The organism is Shewanella sp. VK101, from assembly GCF_056497865.1.
The window spans coordinates 2,381,438-2,406,686 of record NZ_CM151402.1 but is presented as its reverse complement, the minus strand read 5'-3'; the positions used below and the strand labels follow the sequence as shown (position 1 = coordinate 2,406,686).

The window sequence follows — 25,249 nt, the reverse complement described above, 5'->3', positions numbered from 1 at the left end:
GGTTAAATCCAGCCAAGGTTAAACACAGCCAGAATGAGTGATATCGTCCGCTTATCCCGCATCAATTTCCGTCATCTTCTGGTGCTTAGGCAACTGCTGGAAGAGCAAAGCGTCACCCAGGCGGCCACGCGTCTGTGTTTGAGCCCTTCGGCGGTCAGCAAAATACTCTCCCAGCTCAGGGATTGCCTCGACGATGAGCTCTTCTACCGCCAGGGTAACCAGCTGTTGCCGACAGCAAAGGCCAAACGACTCGGGCCGGTTATCAGCGCCATGCTCAGAGAGATGGACAACTTGTTTACCGAAGAGGGCTTTCGCCCGGAAGGATTTCAAGGGCGGATGAATTTGGCGCTGAGGGAAAGCAGCTTCGAACTGCTTGCGAGCGCTATCGCCAGCGTGCAGCAGCAGGCGCCGGGAATGACACTGGCGGTGCATGCCAAAGAGAGCACGGGGTTTCAATCCCTGTGTGAAGGACGGGTGGACTTGCTGGTTCTGCCTCACGATTTGGGACAGCCGCCAACAGGCCGCAATGAACTGATTTGGGAGCGCTTGGCAGAGGACGAGATGTGTTGCCTGATGCGAGCCGAGCACCCGCTGGCAGCAAAAGAGCTGACGCTGGATGCCTATCTGAGCTTCGCCCATGTGGGCATTTTGGATGCCGATCTGCAGCAACCCTTTTTCGAGCAGTCATTGGCACAATTGAGCCGCAGGCGGAATCTGGCGATGGAAGTCGCCGACTTCGGCGCCGCCGCCAGTATCTGTCGTCACTCGGACTTGCTGTTTACCTGCTCGGCGCTGTGGGCTTCAATGGCGGCGCAGGCAAGCGGCATGGTGGTTAAGCCATTGCCCTTTGCCTATGGCAAGGTGGGCTATAGCATGGTGCATCATCAAAGTGGCAGCCGGGATCCGGCGCTGCAATGGCTAAAAGCAACCCTGCTCAATGGCTTTAAGCAGTCCATCAGCCAAGGTTAACCGGTGGCAGACTGATATTGGCTATGCCGGCGCGGCTGAGCGCCTTGGCCAGGTCATTAATCTGCTGTTGGCTCGCCTTGGGCCAGCGCAAGGCCTCGCCTTTGACACCATGATGATTGTAACCGTTTAGGCGTAGCCGCATCGGCTCACCCTTCAGCGCTTGCCGGCGTTGTAAGTCCAGCAAAAACGACGCCAGGGCGTCAAAGTGTTGCCAATAATCACTCTTTCCGGGTACTTCCAGTAGCCTGACTTCCGCCAGTTTCCCTGCTTCGGCCAGCAGTTGCAGGCTCTGCTTGACCTTGATGTTGCCACGGCCTGTCAGTCGTCGGTGAGCCGGCTCATCCCAGGCTTTCAGGTCAACCATGGCGCCATCAAGCCAAGGGAGCAGACGTTGCCAACCACTTTCTCCCAGGCTGCCATTGGTATCCAAAAGGCAAGTCAGGTGTTTGAGCTCTGGGCTTTGTTTAATGGCCTTAAACAGGTTACTGACGAACTTCAGCTGCAAGCTGGCTTCTCCGCCACTCAAGGTGATACCGCGGATAAAGGCTTGCTGCCTTTTAATCAGCGCCAACGCTTTTCCGACTGACAGGCGTTGGGTCTTGGGCTGGCTGCTCGAAGGGCAAACATCGAGACAGGTGTCGCAGCCGATGCAGCTTGTACTATCCCAGGCAAGCCTGAGAGATGCCTTGCTATTGGGAACTGCTTGAGTGTCAGTCGCAGTTGATTTAAGGCTCAAGGCGCCTGCCGGGCAGTGCGCAATACACTCTCGGCAGGCGTCACACAGAGTGATGGTTTCCGGATTATGGCAACCCGGGCAGCGAAAATTGCAACCCTGAAGGAAAAACACCATGCGATTGCCCGGGCCATCTACGGTCGAGAAGGGCAGCACCCTGGCGACTTCGGCACTGGTAACCTCGAAGCCCATAGCCAATGCCGAAGCATCGGTATCGCCGCTACTTAACTCACGGCTATTCGACTCACACCCACTCAGCTTATAGCGATTAAGCTCAGAATGATTGAACGGGTTATCAAACACTCCGGGAGCTGCACTCTTCATAAGTTACGCCCTTACACCGGGGACTTGCCGGCGGCATGGAACTCGGCGCTCACTACCCGTGGTGCCCTTTGGGTTACGGCCGTGGTTTCACTGGCCTCTGTGCCCAGGAAGGTGGTGTTGGTACGTGAGCCTTGTTGCCGGTAACTGGCGATCTGCGACTTTTTCACCATATAACCTGTGATGCGCACCAGATCGGTATCGGCGGTATTGGCGGTAAATTCACGAAAGCCGGCATCCAGCGCGCCGATACACAGCTCAAGCAGGGCTTCAGGATTGGCCTTGATGGTTTCATCCAGAGTCAGGATCTCGCTGATCCCGGAAGAATAGAAAGCGTGTTGAGGCGCCAGCGCTAACACATGAGTGACAGGATCCGGCTCGTGGCCATAGGCGATTCTGGCGCCCGGAGTGGTGCCTTTGTCGATGGAAAGCCCCCCCTGGGCATGAAGTAAGGCGCGGCCATTAAAGCCGAAACTGACTTGGGTCGTGGTCACTCTATCACTGAGCGCGCGGCTAATGGCTAAACCGAGCGCATTGGCCTGCTCACTGTGACCATATTCGCCCCTCATACCTGCCAACTGCTGCAGATGATTGACGGCTTCGGCCATGGCATAGACGCCGAACATGGGTGCAAAGCGGGATTCGTCAATGAGGCCTTCTTTTACCAGGAATGAGTCGAAGAAATGGGACCGGCGGTGTAAAAACTCACAGCGCAGCTCAATCAGTTCATACATCAGGTTGCAGTAATGGGGCAGGGTGCGCTCGAGCATTTCCTCCAGGGTACCGGCTTCTTCGGCGACGGCTTTGAGGTTAAGTCTGACCAGCGTATTGGCCCCGCCTCGGGTGGGGAGCGCGTTATAACAGCTGACAATGCCGAACGTTTGATTTGGCGCCTCACCGGGAGCACAGGCAAAGGTTTGGGCATGTATCGGCCAGTTGCCGATGTGAGGTTTACTGCAGGCAATGATATTGTCTGTTGCCAGTCGCAGCAGCGCTTTGGGGGTGCGCTTGGGGTCATACATAAAGGTTAGATTGGGGGCCACCTGCTTGAGCTCGGCATCAATGCGCAAAATAGTGCGGCAGACACGGTTGTCCTCTGGACCTATGTTGGCATGCATAAAGGCGTCCGGCAGGGTGCGATCCAACTGGATCCAGAAGCGTTTCAGTTTCTGATACAAGGCGTCATCACTGACGTTCTGGCAGTAAGGCAACAATAAACTATCGAGATAGCCAAGAAACACAGGGATATTGGTGACTGACGGTACATGGTGATACAGCACCATCAGCTTCATCAGGGCATCATCCAGATCTTCGGCCGGTGTCAACTCCAGGTACTCGGAGCCTTGCTCTAGAAAACGTTGGTAATCGGGCAAAACATATCTGGGTTTGAACGGGGCATGACCCTCAAACATATCGCAGATAATGCCTTTATCCATGGCTTGGGTCAGTGCTTCACTGCGAGGCAGATAGGGAATACTGGCATCGGCGGCACCGGCCAGCGCCAGGGTCTTTTGCTTGGGGTCAAGCAAGGGATCGGTAATAAGACTGAGAAATTGATTGTCCATAGTGAGACTCCGCTAAAAGCAAGGCGCTAACCGGCGCAATGGCCGAATTGGCTTTCAAACACAATAATTGAAACGGCTTTTAACCTGAGTCTAAGTAGGGGCTTTATTTTCCGGAAGTGAAATGTGCTTGATGATACTTGTCGAAAATGGAAATCCGCTGCTTTGCATCAAGTATTGCATGGGCAATGGAGAAGCTGGGAGATATCGAGTGAACGCAGACGGATAAAAACGGGCTATGGTCGCTTGAGAAAGACCTCGGCCTTGGTAAGACAGAGTAACTGGCATAAAAAACGCCTGCACTCGGCAGGCGTTTGGCTTTGAACTCGGATTACTTGGCTGTCATCAAGGCAACGGCGTTGTCCAGCATACGGTTGCTGAAACCCCACTCGTTGTCGTACCAGGCCATGACTTTCACCAGACGTCCCTTGACGCGAGTCTGGGTGGCGTCGAAGTTGGACGAGAAGGCGTTGTGGTTGAAGTCGATGGAAACCAGAGGCTCCTTATTAACCGCCAGCACTTCGTTCATGGGTGAAGTCTTGGCAGCCGCTTCTATGATGGCGTTAACTTCTTCCACTGTGGTGTCGCGGGAAGCGATAAAGGACAGGTCAACCAGAGACACGTTGACAGTCGGGACCCGAACCGCCAGGCCGTCGAATTTGCCCTGAAGCTCAGGTACAACCAAACCAACAGCCGCCGCTGCACCTGTTTTGGTTGGGATCATCGACAGAGCCGCCGCACGGGCACGACGCATATCGCTGTGATACACATCAGACAGACGCTGGTCATTGGTGTAGGCGTGAATGGTGGTCATCAGGCCGGATTCAATGCCGATAGCATCGTTCAATGGCTTGGCCACAGGCGCCAGACAGTTAGTGGTACAGGAAGCATTGGAGATAACAGTCATCTCTTTGGTGATTTCCTGGTTGTTAACCCCGTAAACCACAGTGGCATCAACATTCTTGCCGGGAGCTGAGATGATAACCTTCTTGGCGCCGGCATCCAAGTGTGGTTGTACCGCTTCTTTGGAAGTGAAGATACCGGTACATTCGAAGACTACGTCTACCTGCAGCTCAGCCCATGGCAGCTTGGCAGGATCGCGCTCCTGGAAGGTTGGGATCTTGTCGCCGTTGACATAAATAGCTTCGTCGTCGTGTTCTACTTTGGCGTTGAAGCGGCCGTGAACAGAGTCATACTTGGTCAGGTGAGCGTTGATGGAAGCGTCTCCGAGATCGTTGATGGCAACGATTTGAATTGGATAGTCTTTCTCGCTCTCGTATAGAGCACGCAGAACATTGCGTCCGATACGGCCATAACCGTTAATTGCTACGCGGATAGTCATCTCATATCCCTCTGGTGAATGTAAAAACAGTAATTAGTAGTAAAATTACAAAAATGACGCGGGTCGTCAAGTTAAATCACGCTGTAACTGGCTATTCCGTTAACAAATTAGGTGTTTTTATTACAGCGATCGCGAAACAATGCTTTTATTGTGCGACCGGCAGGCGTAAATTACAAACTGGCAAGTAATTTGCCGCCCGGAGAATACATCATCAGTTTTGTTTGGCCCCTTCGGTGCTTTTCTCGAGCTTGCTGTCGCTATCAATGGGTTTGCTATCAGCGGCTTGCTTTGTTACCGGCTCAGTCTCAGCTTGTTTCCCATCATCTTTCCCCTCATTGCCTTGCAGGCGTTTGGGCCAATCACTCTCAAGGTAATCACCGCCTTTCAGAGCGTCCGCCAGACTACTTGCCTGCTGATCCAAATGAGTACTCAACTGACTATTGTTGCCTATCATGGCTGTCAGTTGAACCTCATCGACCGGGTTGTCGGTCAAAAGCAGATTGGTTCTCGAGAGCAGATATGCCTGCTCCATATCCTGCAACTGCCTGGAAGCACTTGCCAGCCCCAACAACCAATCAGGGTCGAAGTTCTCTTTGGTGCTCTTTGCCAACACCTTAAGATAGAGTTGTTTCGCTTTGATGGCATCAAACTTGAGATAATAGCCCGCGAGTCCGGCAAGGATCTCGGGCGAATCTATCTGTTGTTGTTTCTCTGCCTCCAGTAATACCTTGAGTGCGGCATCGTCACCCAAATGTGCCCAGTGATAGAAGGCAATATAGATGTCATTGCTGCCCTTGGTAGAGGCTTGCAGCTCAGACAAGCTTTGCGCGCTCAAACCATAGGCTCTGGCTCTGTCATTGGTACGTTCAGGATTGAGAATATGCTGTACTCCGGCGGCAAGCCCCACACAGCGATTGTAGTTTTCCAGATTAACGAGCAAGCGATAGACTTGTTCGCCTGAGGGCTCCGGCGTGGTTTTGACCTGATAGCGCTGAATGATCAGGCTGGCCTTTTCCCGTCTGCACCAGCTGTCCTTATGCAAATCGTCACAAAGTTCAGGATTATTCTTACAAATAGTGGCGGGGTTACCGCCATTATCACAGCCACTAACCCCGGCTAAAAGGATAAATGATGTAATTATTACTAGATTACGCGTCAAAATACGCTCCAATTGACTAAATCTGTAATTTAATTAGAGATTTAGCGAAAATCTCCTACTAGCCTGACGCAGCAGTTTTCATTACAATAGCGCCGACCAAAAGGGGCAGGTTTAGCTGTCATAAATATGATTATTGGTCTTTTCTTTTTGTTACTCAAACCTTTCCCGACAATAAAGTGGAAAAGTGAGATAAAGGATCTGTAAATGAGCGCTGATAAACACCTACAAAGTTGGCAAGAACGCTTCGAACTGGCGGAGGCTATGCAGCCCCTGTTGGGCAAGTTGTATCGCAATCAGGGCGTAGAAGTGGTGGTTTATGGTAAACCCCTGCTGATCGCCTCCACCATCGATATTATCAAGGCCCATCGTCTGGTTCGTCGCCATGTGGGCGATAAGCTGCGCCTGCGTGAGAGCTTCCCCTTCGTAGAAGCCCTGAGCAAACTGGATGTCAAACAGTGCAAAGTGGATATAGGTAAACTGGCGGTTAAATACTGGCGTAACCACACCGACGGCAGCGAAATCGAAGCTTATATGAGCCGCGAGCTGGCCAGTGCCATTGAAAGCAAAGATGAAGTTGAGCCACGTAACGTTGTACTCTACGGTTTTGGCCGCATCGGTCGTCTGCTGGCCCGTTTGTTGATTGAAAAAACCGGCCGCAGCAACAAGCTGCGCCTGCGCGCTATCGTTCTGCGCGGTGGCCGTAAGGGCGATCTGGAAAAGCGTGCCAGCCTGCTGCGCCGTGATTCAGTACACGGACCTTTCAACGGCTCTGTCGAGGTGGATGAAGAGAACAACGCCATCATCGCCAACGGTACTTATATTCAGGTGATTTACGCCAACTCACCCGATGAAGTGGATTACACCAAGTACGGTATTACCGATGCCCTGGTGGTCGACAACACAGGCATCTGGAAAGATGAAGACGGTTTGGGTCTGCACCTCAAGAGCCCGGGGGCGTCCAAGGTTCTGCTGACAGCCCCTGCCAAGGGCAGCATCAAGAACATAGTCTATGGTGTTAACGACAGCGATATTCTGCCGGAAGATGTTATTGTTTCTGCCGCCAGCTGTACCACCAACGCCATTACGCCTGTACTGAAGGCCGTTAATGACAAGTACGGTATCGAAAATGGTCACGTGGAAACTATCCACTCTTATACCAATGACCAGAACCTGATCGACAACTACCACAAAGCAGACCGTCGCGGTCGCAGTGCACCGCTGAACATGGTGATCACTGAAACCGGCGCCGCCAAAGCGGTTGCCAAGGCGTTGCCGGTACTTTCCGGTAAGCTGACAGGTAATGCGATTCGGGTGCCAACTCCGAACGTGTCCATGGCCATCATCAGCCTGAACCTGAACGCCGAAACCAGCAAAGAAGATATGAACGCTTATCTGCGTGATATCGCGCTGCACTCTGAGCTGCAGAACCAGGTAGACTTCACCGAGTCTACTGAAATTGTGTCCTGTGACCTGGTGGGCTCACGCTACGCCGGTGTGGTTGATTCTCAAGCCACTATCGCCGACGGCAAGCGCGCCATCCTCTACGTGTGGTACGACAACGAGTTTGGTTACAGCTGTCAGGTGGTTGGCGTGATGCAGAAGATGCTGGGGCTTAACTACCTGTCTCTGCCTTTGTCTGAAGAGTAATTTCGACTCTTGCTATCAAGGCCCGGTCTGAGTATCGGGCCTTGTTGTATTCAAGTCTTGTGTAGCTAAGGAAGGTGCGAACAAGTCCCATGCGTGCTCTGCGTCAGCTTACGGGCATGGATGCAAGGCGTGGTTCGCAGCAAATGGCCTTAGTCCTTTGTAAGATTCCCGAAGCCTCAATACGCTCATTTTACTGGAATACTTATCAAATATTTTGATAAGGGCCTTGATAAGGGGGTTTTACAACGGCTTTTGTGATGGTATTCGGTGGGAGAGGGCGCTGACAAGCTACTGAATCGGATTGTATTTTAATCATGATAATGAAAATTTGACCCGCTTTGAGCAAATTGCCAGCATCCGAGTGATTTTGGCATAAAAATGCCAATTTGCCGATTGACTCCCTGCCTCAAATCGGTAGAATGCCAATCCGCAGTCAGGGGATAACACTCTGGCTTCCGCTTCAATAGCGGAACAGGTATGCGACATTAGCTCAGTTGATAAAACAGAAGGTTGGTACCTTTGTTGATTGTCAACTCGGAAGATGAAGCAAACAAGTGATGCGACATTAGCTCAGTTGGTAGAGCGGTACCTTGCCAAGGTACAGGTCATCGGTTCGAACCCGATATGTCGCTCCAATCCCAGCCTTATGGCTCGGGGCGCGATGGCAGAATGGCTATGCTGCGGATTGCAAATCCGTCGATCTCGGTTCGACTCCGGGTCGCGCCTCCACTCTTTCAGTGACAATGAGTAATATCTCCTTGTTACACAGTTTGCCCGAGTGGTGGAATCGGTAGACACAAGGGATTTAAAATCCCTCGCTGGTAACAGCGTGACGGTTCAAGTCCGTCCTCGGGTACCATTCTAAATGGTGCAAAAAAGGCTCCCTCGAGGAGCATTTTTTGTGTCCAAACCCAGATGCTTTCTCTTGCTACATTTCCATAGCGTTGCCATTCTGCCGTTTGCTATTTATCTCTGAGTCGTTCCAAAAACGATATAGCCAATGATTTCAAGCATGATGGGACATTTACGTTCCTCGGGTATACACTCGTTTTGTTTGAAATCGATTGGGAGCCAAGAGTTTTGCTGACAAGCCGCCACTATTTGCGCGAAGGACCGGATTATCGTTTCGACGAGCAGGTCAGTTTTCTCGATATCAAGCAACAGTTCGGCTTTGCCAATGTGCGGGTAGGCAAGTGGGTCAGCGCTGAAGAATCACGGCTGGCTGCCAATCTGATATTTGATTCTCTGGCGGACCTGGCTTTTATACTCAAGTTGCCGCCGGACGCCATTGGACTAAGACAAACCCTGAATCTGGACTTTGGTCTAGGCGGTCAGAAAGGTGTCCAGGCGCACTACGCCCCCCATGAAAGGATATTGGCGCTGGCGAAAAATGCCGGTGCCGGCGCCTTGGCCCATGAGTTTTGGCACGCCTTTGATCACTATATTGCCAAAGCAGCCTTTGGCATTCATTCAAGTGTCGACCAGCTAGCCTGCTGCAACGATTCCGGTTTGGCGTTTAGCGTTGGCAGTGCTATTGGTTTTGGCAGTGACCTTTATCTTAAAGATGTTGAGCTTAGACCCCATCCACTCAACCGTCATTTGGCATTCCTTTATCAAACCGTGCTTATAAGCCCGGATGGCCTTGAGCCGAGTGACTATGTGCGCCGGGCCATTGCCTTGGATAAATATTATGGCAGGCGCTATTTTTCGCTCCCTACGGAGTTGATGGCCCGGGCCTTTGAAGCCGCTATCGAGTCTTTTACCGATATACGGAACCAATATCTGGTGTCGGGTACGACTTTCTCACAGCTCAATGATTCAGGGGCCTATCCTGATGAGGCTCATAGAAAAGCGATTCTCAACGCGCTGGCAAATTACTTTGGCATGCTCGGTGAAGCGCTTATCCGCCAGAGTCATCGCGAAAGTAACAAGAAGCCAAACGGAAGTTAACTGGCTTATGATAAGCTCGATCGTTAGCGTCATTTAGCTAATGAGTGACGACAACCTAAAGCCCGAAATTCTCAAGTAAAAGGAGATTAACCCTATGCCACAACTATTGATAACCGGTGCCAACCGCGGCATAGGATTGGCGTTGACCCAAGTCTATCTTGCCGCCGGTTGGGACGTATTGGCCTGTTGTCGCGATCCGGAAACGGCCGACGAACTGCTGGATCTGGTCAACGAATTTCAGGGGCTGGAGGTGTTTGCTCTGGATGTGACCGACTATGAGGCGGTGGCTGATCTGGCTGCAGAGCTTGAGGGACGGGGCCTGGATCTGCTGCTCAACAATGCAGGCTATTATGGCCCCAAAGGTTTGCAGTTAGGACAATTGCCTGTGGATGAATGGCGCACAGTGTTTGAAGTAAACAGCATAGCGCCTTGTAAGCTTGCTGAAGCTTTCCTGCCTCATCTTATCCAAGCAAAAGGCATCATAGCCAATATCTCATCCAAGGTCGGTAGCATGGCCGATAACCAGAGTGGTGGTGGTTATCTGTATCGTTCATCCAAGGCCGCGCTCAACTCGATCACCAAGAGTCTTGCCTTAGATTTGGCTAATGTCGGTGTCAAAGCGGTAGCCTTGCATCCCGGTTGGGTGCAAACCAGCATGGGCGGCCCCAATGCGCTTATTGATGTAGATACCTCGGCAGCCGGTATGAAACAACTGCTGGATAACCTCAGCCAGGCACAAAGTGGCGGATTTTATGATTACTGCGGCAACAGCATACCCTGGTAACCAGATTCTTTTTATCTATGGCGCTTATTTTGCGCTTGGCCGGTAATTTGCTGAAAGGCAAGAGGAAAAAAGGCTGGAAGCTAAGTCTGAGTTTAAAATCATACTTTGGGTTGATAGCTTGCAATTCATCCGGCCCAAAAGTGTTAGCGCTGGGTGGTTTGCTGGTCAAGCAATAGAGTAAAGTAATTGATTTTATTAGTATAACTGGTTCATTTGACGATGCGGGCCCCCGTTTTGTATCGGTTATACTCTTGGCGGATCTTTCTGCTACTTTAGGCTGGGTAATGTAACGTTGTTGTTACATTTGCAATATCGGTTTCCGGCACAGTGCAACGCTGCAATTTAGATGCTGCTTAAAAAATGTCCTAGGTTAAAACGGCCCTCGAGGCAAAATCATAATAACCAAGGAAATCATTATGCAAAGGAAACATTTCATTGCGATTGCAGTTGCTGCAGCCCTGAGCAGCCCGCTCGTTCTGGCACAGGACTATCAAGCCCAGTTACATGCGGTCAATCCTGCCAAAGCCATCAAAGATCAGTACATAGTAGTGTTCAATACCCCGGCGGTTATCAACCTTAATGACCCGAATGGCGTCAGCGCCTACGCCAGCAGTATGGGCGCAAGGCTCGCCAACGAACACGGCATTGAAGTCAGACAAAACTTTGGCAACAGCCTCAATGGGGTATTGGTCAAGGCCAATGCGGCTCAGATCCAGAGTCTGCTTAAAGATCCCAACATCAAATATGTTGAGCAGGATCAAAGGGTGTCCATTGAACCCATGGTGGAAGCCGCCGGCGATCAAGGCGGAGCTACCTGGGGACTTGACCGGATAGATCAGCGGGATCTGCCGCTCAACAGTAACTACCATTACGACTATGACGGCTCAGGCGTCACTGCCTTTGTCATAGACACAGGTGTACGTAACACCCACAATGAGTTTGGCGGCCGTGCCAGCAGTGGCTATGACTTTATCGATAACGATAACGACAGCAGTGACTGTAACGGTCATGGTACTCATGTTGCCGGGACTATAGGCGGCAGCACTTACGGGGTTGCCAAGAATGTCAATATTGTCGGGGTCAGGGTACTTAACTGCTCGGGCTCAGGTACCAACTCCGGAGTGATTTCCGGGATCAACTGGGTGAAAAACAACGCCCAAGGGCCTTCGGTTGCCAACATGAGTTTGGGCGGTGGCGCCTCCCAGGCGCTGGATGATGCGGTAAATGCGGCCGTAGCGGCCGGGATAAGCTTTGTTGTGGCAGCAGGCAATGACAACAGTAATGCCTGTAACTATTCACCGGCGCGGGCCGCCAATGCGGTGACTGTGGGTTCTACCACCAGCACCGACAGTCGCTCAAGCTTCTCCAACTACGGCACCTGTCTGGACATCTATGCTCCGGGTTCGTCAATCACCTCTGCTTGGTACAACTCCAACAGCGCAACTAATACCATTAGTGGTACTTCCATGGCATCCCCCCATGTTGCCGGGGTGGCGGCACTTTATCTGGCGGAAAACCCAGCCTTGAGCCCGACTCAGCTGACTAACTTGCTGGTAAGCCGCGCCTCATCCGGCAAAGTGGGCGATGCCAAGACAGGTTCACCCAACAAGCTGCTCTATTCTCTGGCAGGCGATGACGGCGGTTGTGGCAATGATTGTCCATCGGATGATACTCCATTGGATAACGGCGTGGGGATCAGTGTCAGCGGTGTCCAGGGTTCATCCAACTATTTCTATATCGATGTCCCTGCGGGCGCTGCCGACTTGAACATAGATCTGGCTGGCGGCAGTGGTGATGCCGATCTCTATGTCAGCCAAGGTAGCAAACCCACGTTAAACAGCTACCAATGCCGCCCCTACAAGAGTGGCAACAATGAGAGCTGCAGCTTCAGCTCGCCGGCAGAAGGGCGCTGGTACGTGATGCTGCAGGGTTACAGTGCCTACAGCGGCGCCACATTAACGGCAACACACAGCGCCGGCGGTGGTTGTGGCAGCGATTGTCTGGAAAATGGCGTGCCGAAGAGCAACTTGAGTGGCAGTGCTGGTTCAGAGCAGCATTTCACTGTCCAGGTTCCGGCGGGTGTTAGCCTGAATATTGCTACCAGCGGTGGCAGTGGTGACGCCGATCTCTATGTTCGCGCCGGGGCTGCACCTTCTACGTCTGTGTATGATTGCCGTCCGTACAAGAATGGCAACAGTGAAAGCTGCAGCTTTCAAGTCACCCAGGCGGCGACCTATCATGTGATGATCCGCGGATACTCCGCCTTCTCGGGCATGCAACTCTTGGCAAGCTTCTGAGTATAAAAGGATAAAAAGCCGCCGGAAGGCGGCTTTTTACGGACTCGATAGTACTTATTCACAAAAGAGAACATCCACTTCAGAGACTTGATTTGCATACCAGGATTAATCGCTCGGCAGTGAAGGAGGCCTCCCCAGAGTTCGCGGAAATGCAGCCGAGACACAGGGAATAACCTCAAAACGATAGCCATAAAGCTCGCCGGCGTCGGGCAAGATCTGCAACAGCTCGTAATCATTGAGTTCAACGCCGGTCGCATTGGCAGACATCTGGCAGCGACTGCGGCCATCGGCTTCCATGCCAAAAGCGAAGTCGGCCACAAGCTGCCTGACTTTGTGCCTGTAGGCGGCTGTGAAACGGGCGTATACCAAAGCATCATCTTCCGCTTTTGTTGCGTTATTTTCCGTTTCTTGCGCTTGTGATTTCTGTCCAGCTGGATCCTGGCTTTCAGTATTCAGCTTGTTTGTCTTTTGCTCAGCGCTTAAGACATCTTTTCCTTGGGCGGTGTCCGGGACATGCAAAGGGGAGAGGTTTGCACTTGCTTTATCCTCGTTTGGCTTAAACTGACCATTAAAGGAGAAGCTGACGCCCTTGTCATCGACTCTGAAGCGGCTCTCCATGAAACGCTCCATATCGACCAGCAGCATCAGATGATGCAGGATTAAAAACGATAACATGAGCCTGAGAAAGGTTGTGCTTACAGGATAGGCGTACTTGGGCTGCCACTTGAAGCCGATAAGCCCCACCAGCTTGAGCAGCAGCAGTCCTACCAGGTAGATGGGCAGTAACATCTGCAGCAGCAACAGGGCGATACTGCTGGTGATCACCATCCAAACCGGAAGCTCCAGTAACAGGGCGAAGTTATGGGTATAGTTGAAATGCGCTGCCGAGACGCCGGTGACTTCATTGACTATGGCACCGCTACTGGCCAGCGAAAAGTTGGCTATGGTGGCATAAAATAGCAAAATGACCGCCTTGCCTGCCAAAGAGTGCCACAGTTTGTTGAATAACGGCCAGAACTCAATAACCAACGCGCTGACTGTGAGCAGGGTTGTCAACGAAGGGTGTTGTTCATAAAACGGCAGACTGAATAGCGCCAACAGGTAGAGCTTTTGGGCCGTGCTCAGCTTGGCGAGCCGTTGACTTATACCTGTGCGAAACCTCTGAAGAGAGGTTGAGATCTTATGATATGGCTGCAGGATTGCCTGCCGGATGAGTTCGGCTGTTCCCATTGAAACCCGATGAATTATTGATTTGAAATATGGGCTTATTGTCACCAAAAGATAACCTGCTGGCAACATGCTTATCTATTGATATACAAGGGCTGAGTCGGTAAATAGTGGCAGAAGACAATAGGGGAGCTAGCTGCAAGAGCCTGCGGCATCACAATGGATTATGCTCCAGGTGCAGTTCCGCTACAGGAGTCGCGTAGCTTTTGCCACCAATTCACGTGGCGTTTGAGTTCCTTGTCGAGCCGGATATTTAAGCTGTCTTTGTTAGCGGTTTCGGCAAAGAAGTACGCGACACGACTCTCCACCGCGGTTCCCTGATAGAGTTGCTGCAGCAAATCGCCCAAACGGCGTTGAATGTGGCGACTCTGGCTAAGTTGCCGTTGTATTTGCCCGATGAAGTTTTTTACCAATATTCGCTGCAATATCTCCTGACGCTGATTGTTATGGCCTGGGCGGCACAGCAGGCCATCGAGCCGAGGCTCCAACCAATCGTTGAGGCTCGAAAGCCAGAGCAGGCTGACCGCCTGACTGCGCATATTGCGGGCAATAATCCGACTGCGCGCCAATTCAGCCAGTGCCGCATCCAGAGTCTGGGTGTCCAATGTTTGCCAGGAGAGTTGCCCGACTTGTGCTTTCACTATGTCCGTTTTGAGTTTCACCAGGGCGGCCAGTGCTAATTCTGTTTCGATTAGGCCGGCAAGCGGGGATTCGCTGGATAGAGACTCAGTGCCGATAAACAGCAGTTTGTCCAGTGCCCTGTCTTGCAGAAGCATCCAATCGAACCAGTCCAGTGCATCTTGTTGCTTTTGCAATAGGGCTTCTGTCAGCAACTGTTTGGTCTGACTTTCTAGCCTGGCGTCTATAAGACAAATCGGCGCGGCTTGAATAAAGGCAAGCTGATACTTAAGCAGCTCGCTGGGCTCTGCGACTCTGCCAAGGCTGGAGTTATGTGCGGCAATTAACTCCCCGAGCCTGCAATGCATTAAGCCAAGGCTTTCCAGCAATGGCAGTCTGGCTTCCAAAGCTTCAGGTCTATTTGCTGCATTCAGGTTTTGGTCGACTTCAGGTCGATAGTCCGGAGCGATAAAGTTTTGTGCTGTGACTCTCTCAAGCCTTGCGCTGTAATCTTGCCATAGCGATTCGGTATTATCCCGACATGCGGGTAGGGTGAGCAGTATAAGCACTGCAGCAAGGCTGCGATAGACTGTTGAAGGAAAAGGTGTCATGGCAAGCCTTATTGGGAAAAGGGATTGAGCCGGGCGCAAGTAATGTTCTCATACAGTTACTCGACCATAAGTTTTATAAATTGTGATCCAAGAGGTTAAGCCCTGCCAAGCTGTCGTAACTAATACAACGTAGCGTTACGCAGACTCGTGCAGAGTTGTGCTTGCTGCTATCAGTTGTTTTTGAGCGCCGTTTAACCTTGTATAAAGCGTCGTTGGCTTTTTCACCAAGATCTTTCTGTGCAAATTTGCTACAATGATTGCTCGCTTTTTATTGACCTTCCCCCGGAAATTTTTTGCCCGGGGATGATCTGCTTACCCAGACACTACTGCATAGCTACCGCCAATCTGCCGCGGCCGGGGAACTTTTCCCTCAGCAAAAGGCTTTTGAGTAAGACGGTACTCTACAGTCAAACCTTCTGTACTTGCTTGCGGCAAGAGGTTAATCAAGAAGGCGAAGCTACTGCCCGGGCTACCACGGGCGAGGTCGGGCCCGTCAGGACCTTGGATTCATAGTCAGAAGCGACCCATCGGAGGTAAATGCATTATGACAATAGCTGACGTATTGACAGAGAAACACTCACCACTTTATCACACCGAAGACAAGACAGTTGTCTCCCATACCCAGCGGGATGAAGGCGACTGGATCCAACATACTCTGATGCTGGAAAATTGTGATGCACCTTTTCGCTTCAAACGCCCTAAAAAATACCGTTCATTGAAAGGTTCCCGAGTGTCGGTCGACTATTACCCGCAAACAACCATAGTAGCCGGTTTTGAAATGGAAACCATGAAGGTGGTGCGGATCCGTCGCTGCTGAAAAAAAGCTGCTGGAAATTCTCTACAAATGTTAATATTTGGTGTGTTTCCGGTGGATGTTCGCTGAACCCGGGGCTATAACCCGGGTAGAACCCACCCAAATCATGCCTTGTAAGGATATTCCGGCCACATGAAGCTCGCTGCAACAGCCTACGTTAACTCCTTGCTCCAGCTGTCGTTGACCACCCTCTGCCGACTATTTGTCATTTTACCCCTGTTCCTGCCGACAACGGGCCAAAGCCAGGCCGCTGAAGATACGCACTCGGATACCGCTCAGCAACTCGCAAGAGAACTGGTTATTGCCAACTCCAATTCCTGGAAACCCTTTTTCATATTTGAATGATGCCGGTGAACCGGCCGGGATCCTGGTGGATATCTGGCAAGAATATGCCAAGGCCAATAAGGTCGAAGTCCGCTTTATATTGACAGATTGGCAAGGTTCGCTGGATCTGGTTCGCAGTGGTCAGGCCGATATCCACGCCGGGCTGCTTTGGTCTCAGGACAGGGAACATTACCTGGATTATGCCCAGGGTTTGCTGGGGATCGAGAGTCAACTGTTTTTCAGTCAAGGGTTACTCGGTACCGAGCCGGACGGCTACCTGATCAACGGCGGTGAAGTCGGCGTTGTCCGTGGCGGCTATGAAGAGACGTTTGTGCGTCAGAAATACCCGAAGGCCAGCGTGCTGACTTATGCCAGCAACGATCTAATGTTAAAGGCCGCCTTTGCCGGCAGGTTAAAGGCATTTGTTGCCGATCTGCAGGTCGCCAACTTCTATCTCTATACCTCACGCGAGCCGGCGCGTTTTATTCCAGTCCGCCATCTTTACAGTGCCCAAATTCGTCCGGCTGTCAAAGAGGGGCAGAGCGCCTTGCTGGAAGAGATCCGCCAGGGACTGGCCCGGATCCCAGATTCCGAATACCAAAGGATCCTCAATCGCTGGATGTATGTGGAAACTGTCTATCCACGCTATCTGCTGCAAGGCTTGCTTGGGATACTTCTGCTCGGGATCCTGGTGTATGTGTTTATGCTGCGCCGTACCGTGGCGGCGCGCACAGCCGAGCTTGAGGCTGCCAATACCGAGCTGGCTCACCTGGCGGCTACAGATGGGCTTACCGGTATCGCCAATCGGCGGGCATTTATGGATGCGCTCGAACAAGCCTGTGATGGCCGTGGTTATGACAGTCTGACCTTGTTACTGTTTGATATAGATGATTTTAAGCGGATTAATGACAGTTATGGTCATCATGTGGGTGATGAGGTCATTTGCCAATTGACGCAAATGGTAGTGGCCATCTTGCCGGAGGGAAGCGTATTTGGCCGCATAGGCGGTGAGGAGTTTTGTATTCTGCAGCTGGGCATGACAGAAGCCGAGGCCAAGACCCTGGCCACCCGGCTGCTTTTGTCGGTAGACAGAGAGCCATTTGCCACCAAGGCCGGCAAATTGCCCCTCAGTATCAGCATAGGTGCCGTGTATGCCAAACCCGGTGCCCGGGATGCCCAGTCTGTGCTGGCCGACGCCGACCGCTTGATGTATCAGGTCAAGGCGTCCGGGCGTAACGATCTCCTGTTTAGGCGGATCTGATAGTAATGGCATTCCAGGCTCGTATCCCGAGCCTTAGTTAGTAAACAACTCTCTTTAAGAGTCAGTCAAGTACCATAAGTAGTCTGTACTCATCCAAAGCGTATTGGTCTGTCATGCCGCTGATATAATCCTGCAGCAAACGACACCTGTGGTAAAACTCAGGATACTGATTGGCTTCAATGGCTCTTTTATAGGTGGCCAGGTGCTTGCCAGGCAGCTTATGGAACAACCGGGTTTCGATAAGTGCTGTCTTGGGCAGGCCTTGTACCAGTTTGCTAAACTCATCTTCGCTCAATGCCAGCAGGGAGCGATAGTTATCCAGTAAGCCTGTGATGATCCTGTATCCCTGCAGCTCAAGTTTCTCCACTTCCCGATGGCAAAATACCTGCTTGATAGCAACTTGCTTGAGGGTTTCTGTAATGGCGTGTTCGTAGCCGCCATCTTCAAGCAGCGACTCGTTCAAGTTGCCGTGGTACACAGCTTCAATATTGTCGATAAAGCGCTTGGCGGCGTGATTGACCAAAGGGTGGATCAGTCGAACGCGGAGGAAGGTAAAAAACTGGCTCTGTTGGTTGATTGCCAGGTGGCGGGCGCTGCTGTCTGCCGCCTCAATCGATTTGCTCATAAAGTCTTTGTGTCCGAGAGCGCCTTGCTTGACCCCAATTTGCCGTTGGTACTCGGCTATCAGACTCTGTTTTAGGGTATCCAGCTCTATGATGCCTTTTTCCACTGCGTCTTCAATGTCGGCCAGGCAATATGAGATGTCATCGGCGGCCTCCATGATGTAACTCACCGGGTGGCGACAACCGGGTGCCATCTCCATGGCTTGAGTCAGTTCGGCAACAAACCTGGACTCACTGGCGTAATAACCGACTTTTTTCATCAGATAGCTTTGCTCAGGATTGGCTTTATCTTTCACAAGCGTACCCGGACGGGTGTATTTCAAAATGCCGGCCAGTTGACTGTAGGTGAGATTGAGCCCGAGCAAGGTGTGGATCAAACGAATGCCTTGGGCATTACCTTCGAAATGGGATAAGTCTTGGATCAACTCAGGATACCCGGAATCGAAACCCGAAGGCGCCAGAGAAACAAGGTTGCGCTTGAACCAATCACTGATCGCGGCCTCACCGAAGTGACCAAAGGGTGGATTGCCCACATCGTGCATCAGGCAGCTCATCTCCACCAGGGTTTCCAATTGCCGTTCCAGATATTGCAGCCCCCAGCGTTCGGCACCTGGCCCCAAGAGCTTGAATATCTTCTGCGCAATAAAGCGGCCTACCTGCTGAACTTCCATCGAGTGTGTCAAACGGCTTCGCACCGCGGCATTGCGTTCAAGCGGAAACACCTGGGTCTTTTGCTGCAGACGACGGATGGCGGCCGAGTTAATGATGCGGCCACGATCGCTTTCCAGCGCCAGCTGCAATTTTTCTGGATTATCTACCCGAGTGTCTTCCGGTTTACCAAAGGGGCGCTGCGCAGTAATTTTGCGGCGAAAATCTATCTCAGAATGCATGTCAGACACCGAGAGAACCTCCAACAAGTAGTTGCCTAAGCAAGAAAATGACTTGGAATCCGTATGTTACTCCAATGTGCCACAGTTTATCCCATGGGGCCAATTTGTGACACTCTATGTAAATTTGCGATGAGTACGATAGCGTCTTCAGTCATCGCAGAGTACTATCCTGAAAAATCCTTTCTCAGAGATGTGTTAATGCTCAAGTCCTTAAGTGTGATGTTGCTGCTTATTTTGGCTGCAACGCTCGGTTTTCTGATGTTCCATGGCGATGATGCCATGCCGGACAGGCTCAAAGGGGAGTGGACCACAGGTTGTCTCGGTGACGGTAAACTGGGTAAAGAGTTTGTCATGCGCTTTGAGGAAAACCGCTACCACAGTGTCGCCAATCTTTATGACAACAACCAATGTACAGGGGCGCCGCTGAGCCAAATCAAGGGCAGTGCCTATATCGAGTCCATAGGCGGCAAAGTCACCACTTGTGAAGGCCAGGAAGCGGATGAGGCGATGCTGTATTGGGATGAACTCGGTGATGCCAAAGCTTTTGTCTATTACATCAATGAGCAAGGTGAGCTGTTAACCGGCCGCCCTAACGAAGACAAGAGTGCTAAGGCTCACTGGTGTCTCGATAAGGACGCCAAGTTTCACCGCCGTTGATAGCAGATTTAGGGGGCGAGTATTTGGAAGCGCCCCCAATGATTTGAGCTTCATTGGCTTTACACCATTCTCGATAACAACCCTTTTCAGCCATCCGTCAGGCTATGCCGATGTTGGGCAATATCTAGCTCCCATTAACCAATTCATTCACTGCCGCACGGCCAGTGCACCCTAGTGGGCCAAACTTGGGGCTGTACTGTTATATCGGATATATCAGAGGGTTCGGGTCCATTCAACTTAGAGTGACGTTTTCCGCCTCTGCCAGAGTAAAACTCTGGCAGAGGCGGCTATCTTTGCTTAATCGTATGACGATAGCTGTAATAAGTCCGCATGATTCATCATAGGCACCATTACGCCTTTGATATTGACGCGAACCCGGCGTTGGTAGGCGTCTTCAAACTCATGATTATAGAGCTTGGTCTTTCTTACACAGTTACCTTGCCGTATGACGCGGGCACCCTTTTGGTAGTTGGCTATACCACCAGGATTACCTGTTACCCGGCCAACAGCTTTGCGCGCCTGTTTAGGGTTTTCGCCCTCTGTGTCGGTCCACAAATGTAGCATTTCGGAGTTGCGGGCTGATTTATCTTTGCGCACCGCTCTGTTGAAAACCAAATACCGTACCTGAAATAGTTCCATAGAGGCGCAGAGTTTCAGCCATTCATCGGAAAAGCTGTCAGCGATTGCCTTGGTGAGGGGATCTATATCAGCCACTTGAGTGCAGCGATGGGCGATAACATCCAGGTCGACATTGTTGCAAACAACCCCCAAGCGTTCTTGCCAGGCTCGCTCAAAGGTCATTCTGTCTACCAGTGTCATTTTGACCAAAGTGGCCTTGAGTTCGTTGTAGCAGCTATCGGAAAAATCGAGCTTCACTTGCGCCTTAACATCTTCCCATGGCTGCGCACTATCTTTCCAAAGGGAATAATGTTGTTTTTGGAACTTATTCAGTTGCTTGATTTCGATTTCTGTCAGCGGCTCGGGCAGCCAAAGTTGTAAATAATGCTCGTTTAGTTCGTCGTATTGATCGTCCACCAAACAGCGTATTCCCTGTTGCTTTAACAGTTCCAGTACGTGTTGATGGACAGCATTAAACTTCAGATTCATATTGAATTACGTCCTGTGTAATTTGGCCGCACACGCTAGCGAGTTTTTCGATGCAAATCAAGTGGTCATGCCTATTTGAACCTTCTGCAATGCCATGTAACCGGCCTTCCAAAAATCATAATTGAGCAGGGGTTATCGTTCTGCCTTCTCAACAAAAACCGTATTTCATCTTGCAATGGGGGCTATCAAGCGAACATGGAGTATTCAACCAGAGGCTTAAAGCGGACTGCAAACTGTAACAAAGCATGTCTCTTTAGCAACAATTGCTGAAAAGTCGCCGCGTCCATGATTTACTTGCGCACTATGCACCCGAAAAACCGATAAGAATTCAAATTTCCAACAAACGGGTGCCGGGAAGGAAAATAATATGAAAAAACTCACCCTTTGCCTGGCGGTGTCATTGGCGCTGACAGGGCTGTCTGCATGCCAAACCCAAGGCTCTCCCGAGGCGATGGCGTCCAAAGTCTCTGCTGCTGTAAAACAAGATCAGAACCAAGCGTTCAGTGCGTTCAGTCAAAGCTTTATCGATTCGCTATGGCAGGTTGCGCCGACCTGGGCACTCTATAACGGCTTTCATCAATACGATGGCAAACTCCTGGTACCGGATGCGAACAGCCGCACCGCGACGTTGAACTTTATTCAGCAACAGCGCGCCAAGATGGCGAGCTTTGATTTTGCGGCGCTGACAGCGGCTAACCTGATTGACTATCGTTTGATTGAAAATGTCCTCGGCAGCATGGAGTGGGAAATCAAGCGCTTCAAGTCCTGGCAGTGGGACCCATCCAGTTACAATGTGGCCGGTGGTTTTGCGCAAATCATCAATGAGGACTTTGCACCTTTGGATCAAAGGTTGCGGTCTGCATTGGGCCGATTGGAAAATGTGCCAGCCTATTACCGGGCGGCGCAGCAAAACATAGATAATCCTACTCTGGAGCACACAGAGTTGGCCATCATGCAAAATCAGGGTGCCTTTACTGTATTGTCCGATGAGCTGCTCGCCAAAGTGAACGCCTCCGGCCTGAGCGCTGATGAAAAGGGGTTATTCAAGCAAAGAATGGATAAAGCCGTGGTTGCTATCGAAGGGCATATCCAATTTCTGAAACAGCTGGAGCAGCAGCTCAAGCGCGAAGGTAGCCGTAGTTTCCGGATAGGTGAAGCGCTCTATGAGGAGAAGTTTGCCTTCGATATTCAGGCTGGTATGAGCGCCAAGGCCCTCTATGAAAAAGCGCTGGCCGATAAGACCAGGGTTCAGGGCGAAATGGCGAAAATTACCGATAAGCTCTGGAGCAAGTATTTCCAGGAGCCCAAGCCGCAAGACGAGAAGAAGGCTATCAGGCAGTTGATCGACAAGCTTTCGGCCCGGCATGTAAAGCGGGAAGATTTTGTGGCCGAGGTGAGGGCGCAGATCCCCGAGCTGGTGAAGTTTGTCAATCAACACGACTTGGTGACTCTGGATCCGAAAAAGCCTTTGGTGGTCAGGGAAACTCCTGAATATATGCGGGGTTTTGCCGGAGCCTCCATCAGTGCTCCCGGCCCTTATGAGAAGGGCGGCAACACCTATTACAACGTGACTCCCCTCGATGGCATGACCGACGAGCAGGCCGAAAGTTACTTGCGCGAATATAACCACTGGATATTGCAGGTACTGAACATACATGAGGCGATCCCCGGCCATTACACCCAGCTGGTGTATTCCAATGAGTCACCGAGCCTGGTCAAGAGCCTGTTTGGCAACGGTGCCATGGTGGAAGGTTGGGCCGTTTATGCCGAGCGTATGATGCTGGAACAGGGCTATGGCAACTTTGAGCCGGAAATGTGGCTGATGTACTACAAGTGGAACCTCAGGGTGATTTGCAACACCATTCTGGACTACAGCATTCAGGTCAAGGGGATGACTGAAGAGCAGGCCATCAAGCTGATGACGGAAGAAGCCTTCCAGCAGCAGGCTGAGGCGGAAGGTAAATGGCGCCGGGCAACGCTGAGCCAGGTACAGTTGACCAGCTATTACGCCGGATATCGTGAAATTTACGACTTAAGGGAAGAGCTCAAACAGCAGCAAGGCAAGGCGTTTGATCTTAAGACGTTCCACGAAAGCTTCCTCAGCTATGGCAGTGCCCCGGTCAAGTACATCAGTCAATTGATGCAAGACAAGTAGCAAAGGCCGGCGTAAGCCTTGTACTGCATGGCTTACGTCAGAAGAGAGGGCTTGATTGCCGCTTGCCCAATTGTCTATAGGGACAGTTTGACCATCTGTCCCTTTTTCATTATTCCTTCTGTGTGATCCTGCGCACTTTAGCCAGTACTAAAGGAGGATTTTGCTAGCTCGGTTAGGTTAACTATGTTAACGTAAATGGTAATGGTTCTTATTTGAGAATTATGTTGACGGAAATGACGAAAATTTTGTTAGTGGATGATGACCTGGAGTTCAGGGACTTGCTCAAAGAAGCACTGGAGGGCGAGGGGCACGATGTTGTTTGTGCCGCTGATGGTTTGGATGCGCTGATGAGACTCGACACTTTTACTCCGGATGTTATCTTGCTCGATTTAATGATGCCCAAACTCAATGGCTTTGAGATGTTGCTTGCCCGTAAGGACAACACTCCTGTCATAGTGATCTCGGCTATCGACAGTGAAGAAGAAAGGATCAAAGGTTATGAACTGGGGGCAGACGATTTTCTGAGCAAGCCATTCAGTGTCAAAGAACTGCTGGTGCGGATTCAGGCGCTCATAAGAAGGATCAATATCAGTAAAGGGCAGGACACCGCCGATCTTACGCTCAACAAACATATTCAGTTTGACGAAACTGATTACACTGTGGCCATTGCCGATCAGCAGCTATCCTTGACCCAGACAGAATTTCGCCTGTTTAAGTACCTGTTTGAACGCAAGGGACAAGTGGTTACCAAGCAGGAGCTGCAGCGACGAGTGCTAAAAAAAGAACTGGGGCGGTTTGACCGTAATCTGGATATGCATATCTCCAATACCCGGCGAAAACTGGAACAGACCCGTTTGCCAAGAAGCCTTATCAATACGGTGCGCGGCCAGGGATACAGCTTCAGCCTTTGGTAAGATGCTTTAAACCCTACTGATTTCCCCCTCGAATACCAGAGCCTGTTTCGGCCGCGTTTTCAAGCGCGGTCGATTTGGTTTATCCTATAGCCCACTTGCGTGAGCCTTCCCAGGCTCCACACCCTATAAAAGCAATGAAGGAAAACATCATGCGGATCAGCGCGAATTTTGATGGTGGCAATATTCAGGTCATCAGTCTTGATAACAAGGACGACATCAGACTGGCGATCCGCCCGGATCACGGCGGAGAGTTCTACCAGTGGTTCAATTTCCGTTTTGAAGGCCAGGTAGGAAACAGTTACACCCTCAATATCATCAATGCCGGCAGCGCTTCCTATCCCAAAGGTTGGGAGAACTATCAGGCAGTTGCCAGCTATGATCGCCAGCACTGGTTCCGTCTGCCGACCAAGTATGATGACGGAAAATTGAGTATCAATGTGGAATTGGACGCCGATGCGATTCAGATAGCCTATTTTGCACCTTACAGCTATGAACGCCACCTGGACCTGCTCAGCGCAGTACAGGTGCATCCTGAAGTGAGCCTGGAGCACCTGGGTCTGACCCTGGATGGTCGCGATCTGACGCTGGTCAAGGTGGGTGACGGCGATAACAGCAAGCGCAATATCTGGATCACAGCCCGTCAGCACCCAGGGGAAACCATGGCCGAATGGCTGGTGGAAGGTTTGCTGTATCGATTGCTGGACTCGGATGACCCTGTCTCCAAACAGTTGCTGGATAAGGCCAACTTCTATGTTGTACCCAACATGAATCCGGACGGCAGCGTCAGAGGCCATCTGCGTACCAATGCCGCCGGTGTAAACCTAAATCGTGAGTGGCAAACGCCAAGCCTTGAGAAGAGCCCCGAGGTGTACCATGTGGTACAAAAGATGAAAGAAACCGGCGTGGACCTCTTCTATGACGTCCACGGTGATGAAGGTCTGCCTTATGTGTTCCTGGCAGGCTGTGAAGGCATTCCTTGTTGGGATGAGCGCTTGACTCAGCTGCAGCAGGAATTTGCTTCGGCGCTCTTGCTGGTTAGCCCGGATTTCCAGAGCGAACATGGTTATGAAAAGGACGAGCCAGGCAAGGCCAACCTGACCATAGGTTCCAACTGGGTCGGCGAAACCTTCAACTGCCTGTCAAACACCTTGGAAATGCCATTTAAAGACAATGATAATCTGGCCGATCCGCTGGTGGGCTGGTCCCCCGAGCGTTGCCTGTACCTGGGTGAAGCCTCTTTGACCGCCATGCTGGCCGTCGTGGACAAACTCAGGTAAGGAGCAG

General features: G+C 51.3%; 20 protein-coding genes and 3 tRNA genes. 15 read left to right on the top strand and 8 right to left on the bottom strand.

Annotated features, from left to right (window positions below):
• The first annotated feature begins 33 nt into the window (after positions 1–33).
• Positions 34–969 (top strand): LysR family transcriptional regulator, encoded by a 936-nt coding sequence (locus ACSHSR_RS10965; protein WP_037474466.1) that lies wholly within the window; start codon positions 34–36, stop codon positions 967–969.
• Here the strand turns inward: ACSHSR_RS10965 and ACSHSR_RS10960 are convergent.
• From ACSHSR_RS10960 to ACSHSR_RS10945, 4 genes are all read right to left on the bottom strand, one after another.
• Positions 956–2,026: a YjjW family glycine radical enzyme activase gene (locus tag ACSHSR_RS10960; protein WP_479631490.1), complete on the bottom strand. Its 1,071-nt coding sequence runs from the start codon at positions 2,024–2,026 to the stop codon at positions 956–958. The two genes, ACSHSR_RS10965 and ACSHSR_RS10960, sit on opposite strands and share 14 nt — an antisense overlap.
• An 11-nt stretch (positions 2,027–2,037) precedes the next feature.
• Positions 2,038–3,588: a YjjI family glycine radical enzyme gene (locus ACSHSR_RS10955; RefSeq protein WP_144131056.1), complete on the bottom strand. Its 1,551-nt coding sequence runs from the start codon at positions 3,586–3,588 to the stop codon at positions 2,038–2,040.
• Between the two features lie 328 nt (positions 3,589–3,916).
• The gene (gene gap, locus ACSHSR_RS10950) at positions 3,917–4,927 is read right to left on the bottom strand and encodes a type I glyceraldehyde-3-phosphate dehydrogenase (protein ID WP_044734523.1); all 1,011 of its coding nucleotides are present in this window, start codon (positions 4,925–4,927) and stop codon (positions 3,917–3,919) included.
• Between the two features lie 211 nt (positions 4,928–5,138).
• Positions 5,139–6,086, bottom strand: a complete 948-nt coding sequence (locus ACSHSR_RS10945) for a DUF2989 domain-containing protein (protein WP_107111636.1) — start codon at positions 6,084–6,086, stop codon at positions 5,139–5,141.
• 204 nt (positions 6,087–6,290) lie between these two features.
• Here ACSHSR_RS10945 and ACSHSR_RS10940 point away from each other — a divergent pair, with 204 nt between their 5' ends.
• The 7 genes from ACSHSR_RS10940 (at position 6,291) to ACSHSR_RS10910 (ending at position 12,764) form a co-directional block, all read left to right on the top strand.
• Complete coding sequence (locus ACSHSR_RS10940; RefSeq protein WP_028779943.1) at positions 6,291–7,733, top strand: glyceraldehyde-3-phosphate dehydrogenase; 1,443 nt, start codon at positions 6,291–6,293, stop codon at positions 7,731–7,733.
• A gap of 559 nt (positions 7,734–8,292) precedes the next feature.
• Positions 8,293–8,368: transfer RNA gene (locus tag ACSHSR_RS10935), tRNA-Gly, on the top strand.
• Positions 8,369–8,388: 20 nt separating this feature from the next.
• A tRNA-Cys gene (locus ACSHSR_RS10930) sits at positions 8,389–8,462 on the top strand.
• 43 nt (positions 8,463–8,505) lie between these two features.
• Positions 8,506–8,592, top strand: a tRNA-Leu gene (locus tag ACSHSR_RS10925).
• A 221-nt stretch (positions 8,593–8,813) separates the two neighbouring features.
• On the top strand, positions 8,814–9,683 hold the full coding sequence (locus ACSHSR_RS10920) for a CLCA_X family protein (RefSeq protein ID WP_144133616.1): 870 nt from the start codon (positions 8,814–8,816) through the stop codon (positions 9,681–9,683).
• Between the two features lie 94 nt (positions 9,684–9,777).
• The gene (locus ACSHSR_RS10915) at positions 9,778–10,467 is read left to right on the top strand and encodes an SDR family oxidoreductase (protein WP_054744399.1); all 690 of its coding nucleotides are present in this window, start codon (positions 9,778–9,780) and stop codon (positions 10,465–10,467) included.
• Positions 10,468–10,883: 416 nt separating this feature from the next.
• Positions 10,884–12,764: a S8 family peptidase gene (locus tag ACSHSR_RS10910; RefSeq protein WP_025010441.1), complete on the top strand. Its 1,881-nt coding sequence runs from the start codon at positions 10,884–10,886 to the stop codon at positions 12,762–12,764.
• 105 nt (positions 12,765–12,869) lie between these two features.
• Here the strand turns inward: ACSHSR_RS10910 and ACSHSR_RS10905 are convergent, their stop codons facing one another.
• Together ACSHSR_RS10905 and ACSHSR_RS10900 are read right to left on the bottom strand one after the other, a co-directional pair.
• On the bottom strand, positions 12,870–13,994 hold the full coding sequence (locus tag ACSHSR_RS10905; RefSeq protein ID WP_479631489.1) for a hypothetical protein: 1,125 nt from the start codon (positions 13,992–13,994) through the stop codon (positions 12,870–12,872).
• Positions 13,995–14,155: 161 nt separating this feature from the next.
• On the bottom strand, positions 14,156–15,220 hold the full coding sequence (locus ACSHSR_RS10900) for a DUF3080 family protein (RefSeq protein WP_479631488.1): 1,065 nt from the start codon (positions 15,218–15,220) through the stop codon (positions 14,156–14,158).
• A 544-nt stretch (positions 15,221–15,764) separates the two neighbouring features.
• Between ACSHSR_RS10900 and ACSHSR_RS10895 the strand changes: the two genes are divergently transcribed.
• The 3 genes from ACSHSR_RS10895 (at position 15,765) to ACSHSR_RS10885 (ending at position 17,619) form a co-directional block, all read left to right on the top strand.
• The gene (locus tag ACSHSR_RS10895) at positions 15,765–16,037 is read left to right on the top strand and encodes a hypothetical protein (RefSeq protein ID WP_044734518.1); all 273 of its coding nucleotides are present in this window, start codon (positions 15,765–15,767) and stop codon (positions 16,035–16,037) included.
• Positions 16,038–16,166: 129 nt separating this feature from the next.
• Entirely contained in the window at positions 16,167–16,379 is a 213-nt protein-coding gene (locus tag ACSHSR_RS10890; protein WP_479631487.1) for a hypothetical protein, read from the top strand.
• On the top strand, positions 16,372–17,619 hold the full coding sequence (locus tag ACSHSR_RS10885; protein ID WP_479631486.1) for a transporter substrate-binding domain-containing diguanylate cyclase: 1,248 nt from the start codon (positions 16,372–16,374) through the stop codon (positions 17,617–17,619). Before ACSHSR_RS10890 ends, ACSHSR_RS10885 begins: the two co-directional genes overlap by 8 nt.
• Positions 17,620–17,680: 61 nt before the next feature.
• Here ACSHSR_RS10885 and dgt read toward each other — a convergent pair whose 3' ends face one another.
• A complete protein-coding gene (gene dgt, locus ACSHSR_RS10880; RefSeq protein ID WP_109248156.1) occupies positions 17,681–19,132 on the bottom strand; it encodes a dGTPase in 1,452 nt (483 codons plus the stop codon).
• Between the two features lie 198 nt (positions 19,133–19,330).
• On the opposite strand from dgt, the gene ACSHSR_RS10875 reads away from it, so the two are divergent.
• Positions 19,331–19,789 carry a hypothetical protein gene (locus ACSHSR_RS10875; RefSeq protein WP_028779936.1) on the top strand — a complete coding sequence of 153 codons (459 nt, stop codon included), beginning with the start codon at positions 19,331–19,333 and terminating at the stop codon, positions 19,787–19,789.
• A gap of 297 nt (positions 19,790–20,086) precedes the next feature.
• On the opposite strand, the gene ACSHSR_RS10870 is transcribed toward ACSHSR_RS10875, so the two are convergent.
• Complete coding sequence (locus ACSHSR_RS10870; protein WP_167667751.1) at positions 20,087–20,827, bottom strand: hypothetical protein; 741 nt, start codon at positions 20,825–20,827, stop codon at positions 20,087–20,089.
• A gap of 436 nt (positions 20,828–21,263) precedes the next feature.
• On the opposite strand from ACSHSR_RS10870, the gene ACSHSR_RS10865 reads away from it, so the two are divergent.
• The 3 genes from ACSHSR_RS10865 to ACSHSR_RS10855 all read left to right on the top strand — a co-directional run bounded on the left by ACSHSR_RS10865 (position 21,264) and on the right by ACSHSR_RS10855 (position 25,242).
• Positions 21,264–23,051 carry a DUF885 domain-containing protein gene (locus ACSHSR_RS10865; RefSeq protein WP_208184769.1) on the top strand — a complete coding sequence of 596 codons (1,788 nt, stop codon included), beginning with the start codon at positions 21,264–21,266 and terminating at the stop codon, positions 23,049–23,051.
• Positions 23,052–23,284: 233 nt separating this feature from the next.
• The gene (locus ACSHSR_RS10860; protein ID WP_025010433.1) at positions 23,285–23,965 is read left to right on the top strand and encodes a response regulator transcription factor; all 681 of its coding nucleotides are present in this window, start codon (positions 23,285–23,287) and stop codon (positions 23,963–23,965) included.
• 149 nt (positions 23,966–24,114) lie between these two features.
• A complete protein-coding gene (locus tag ACSHSR_RS10855) occupies positions 24,115–25,242 on the top strand; it encodes a M14 family metallopeptidase (RefSeq protein ID WP_107004838.1) in 1,128 nt (375 codons plus the stop codon).
• Positions 25,243–25,249 lie beyond the last annotated feature (7 nt).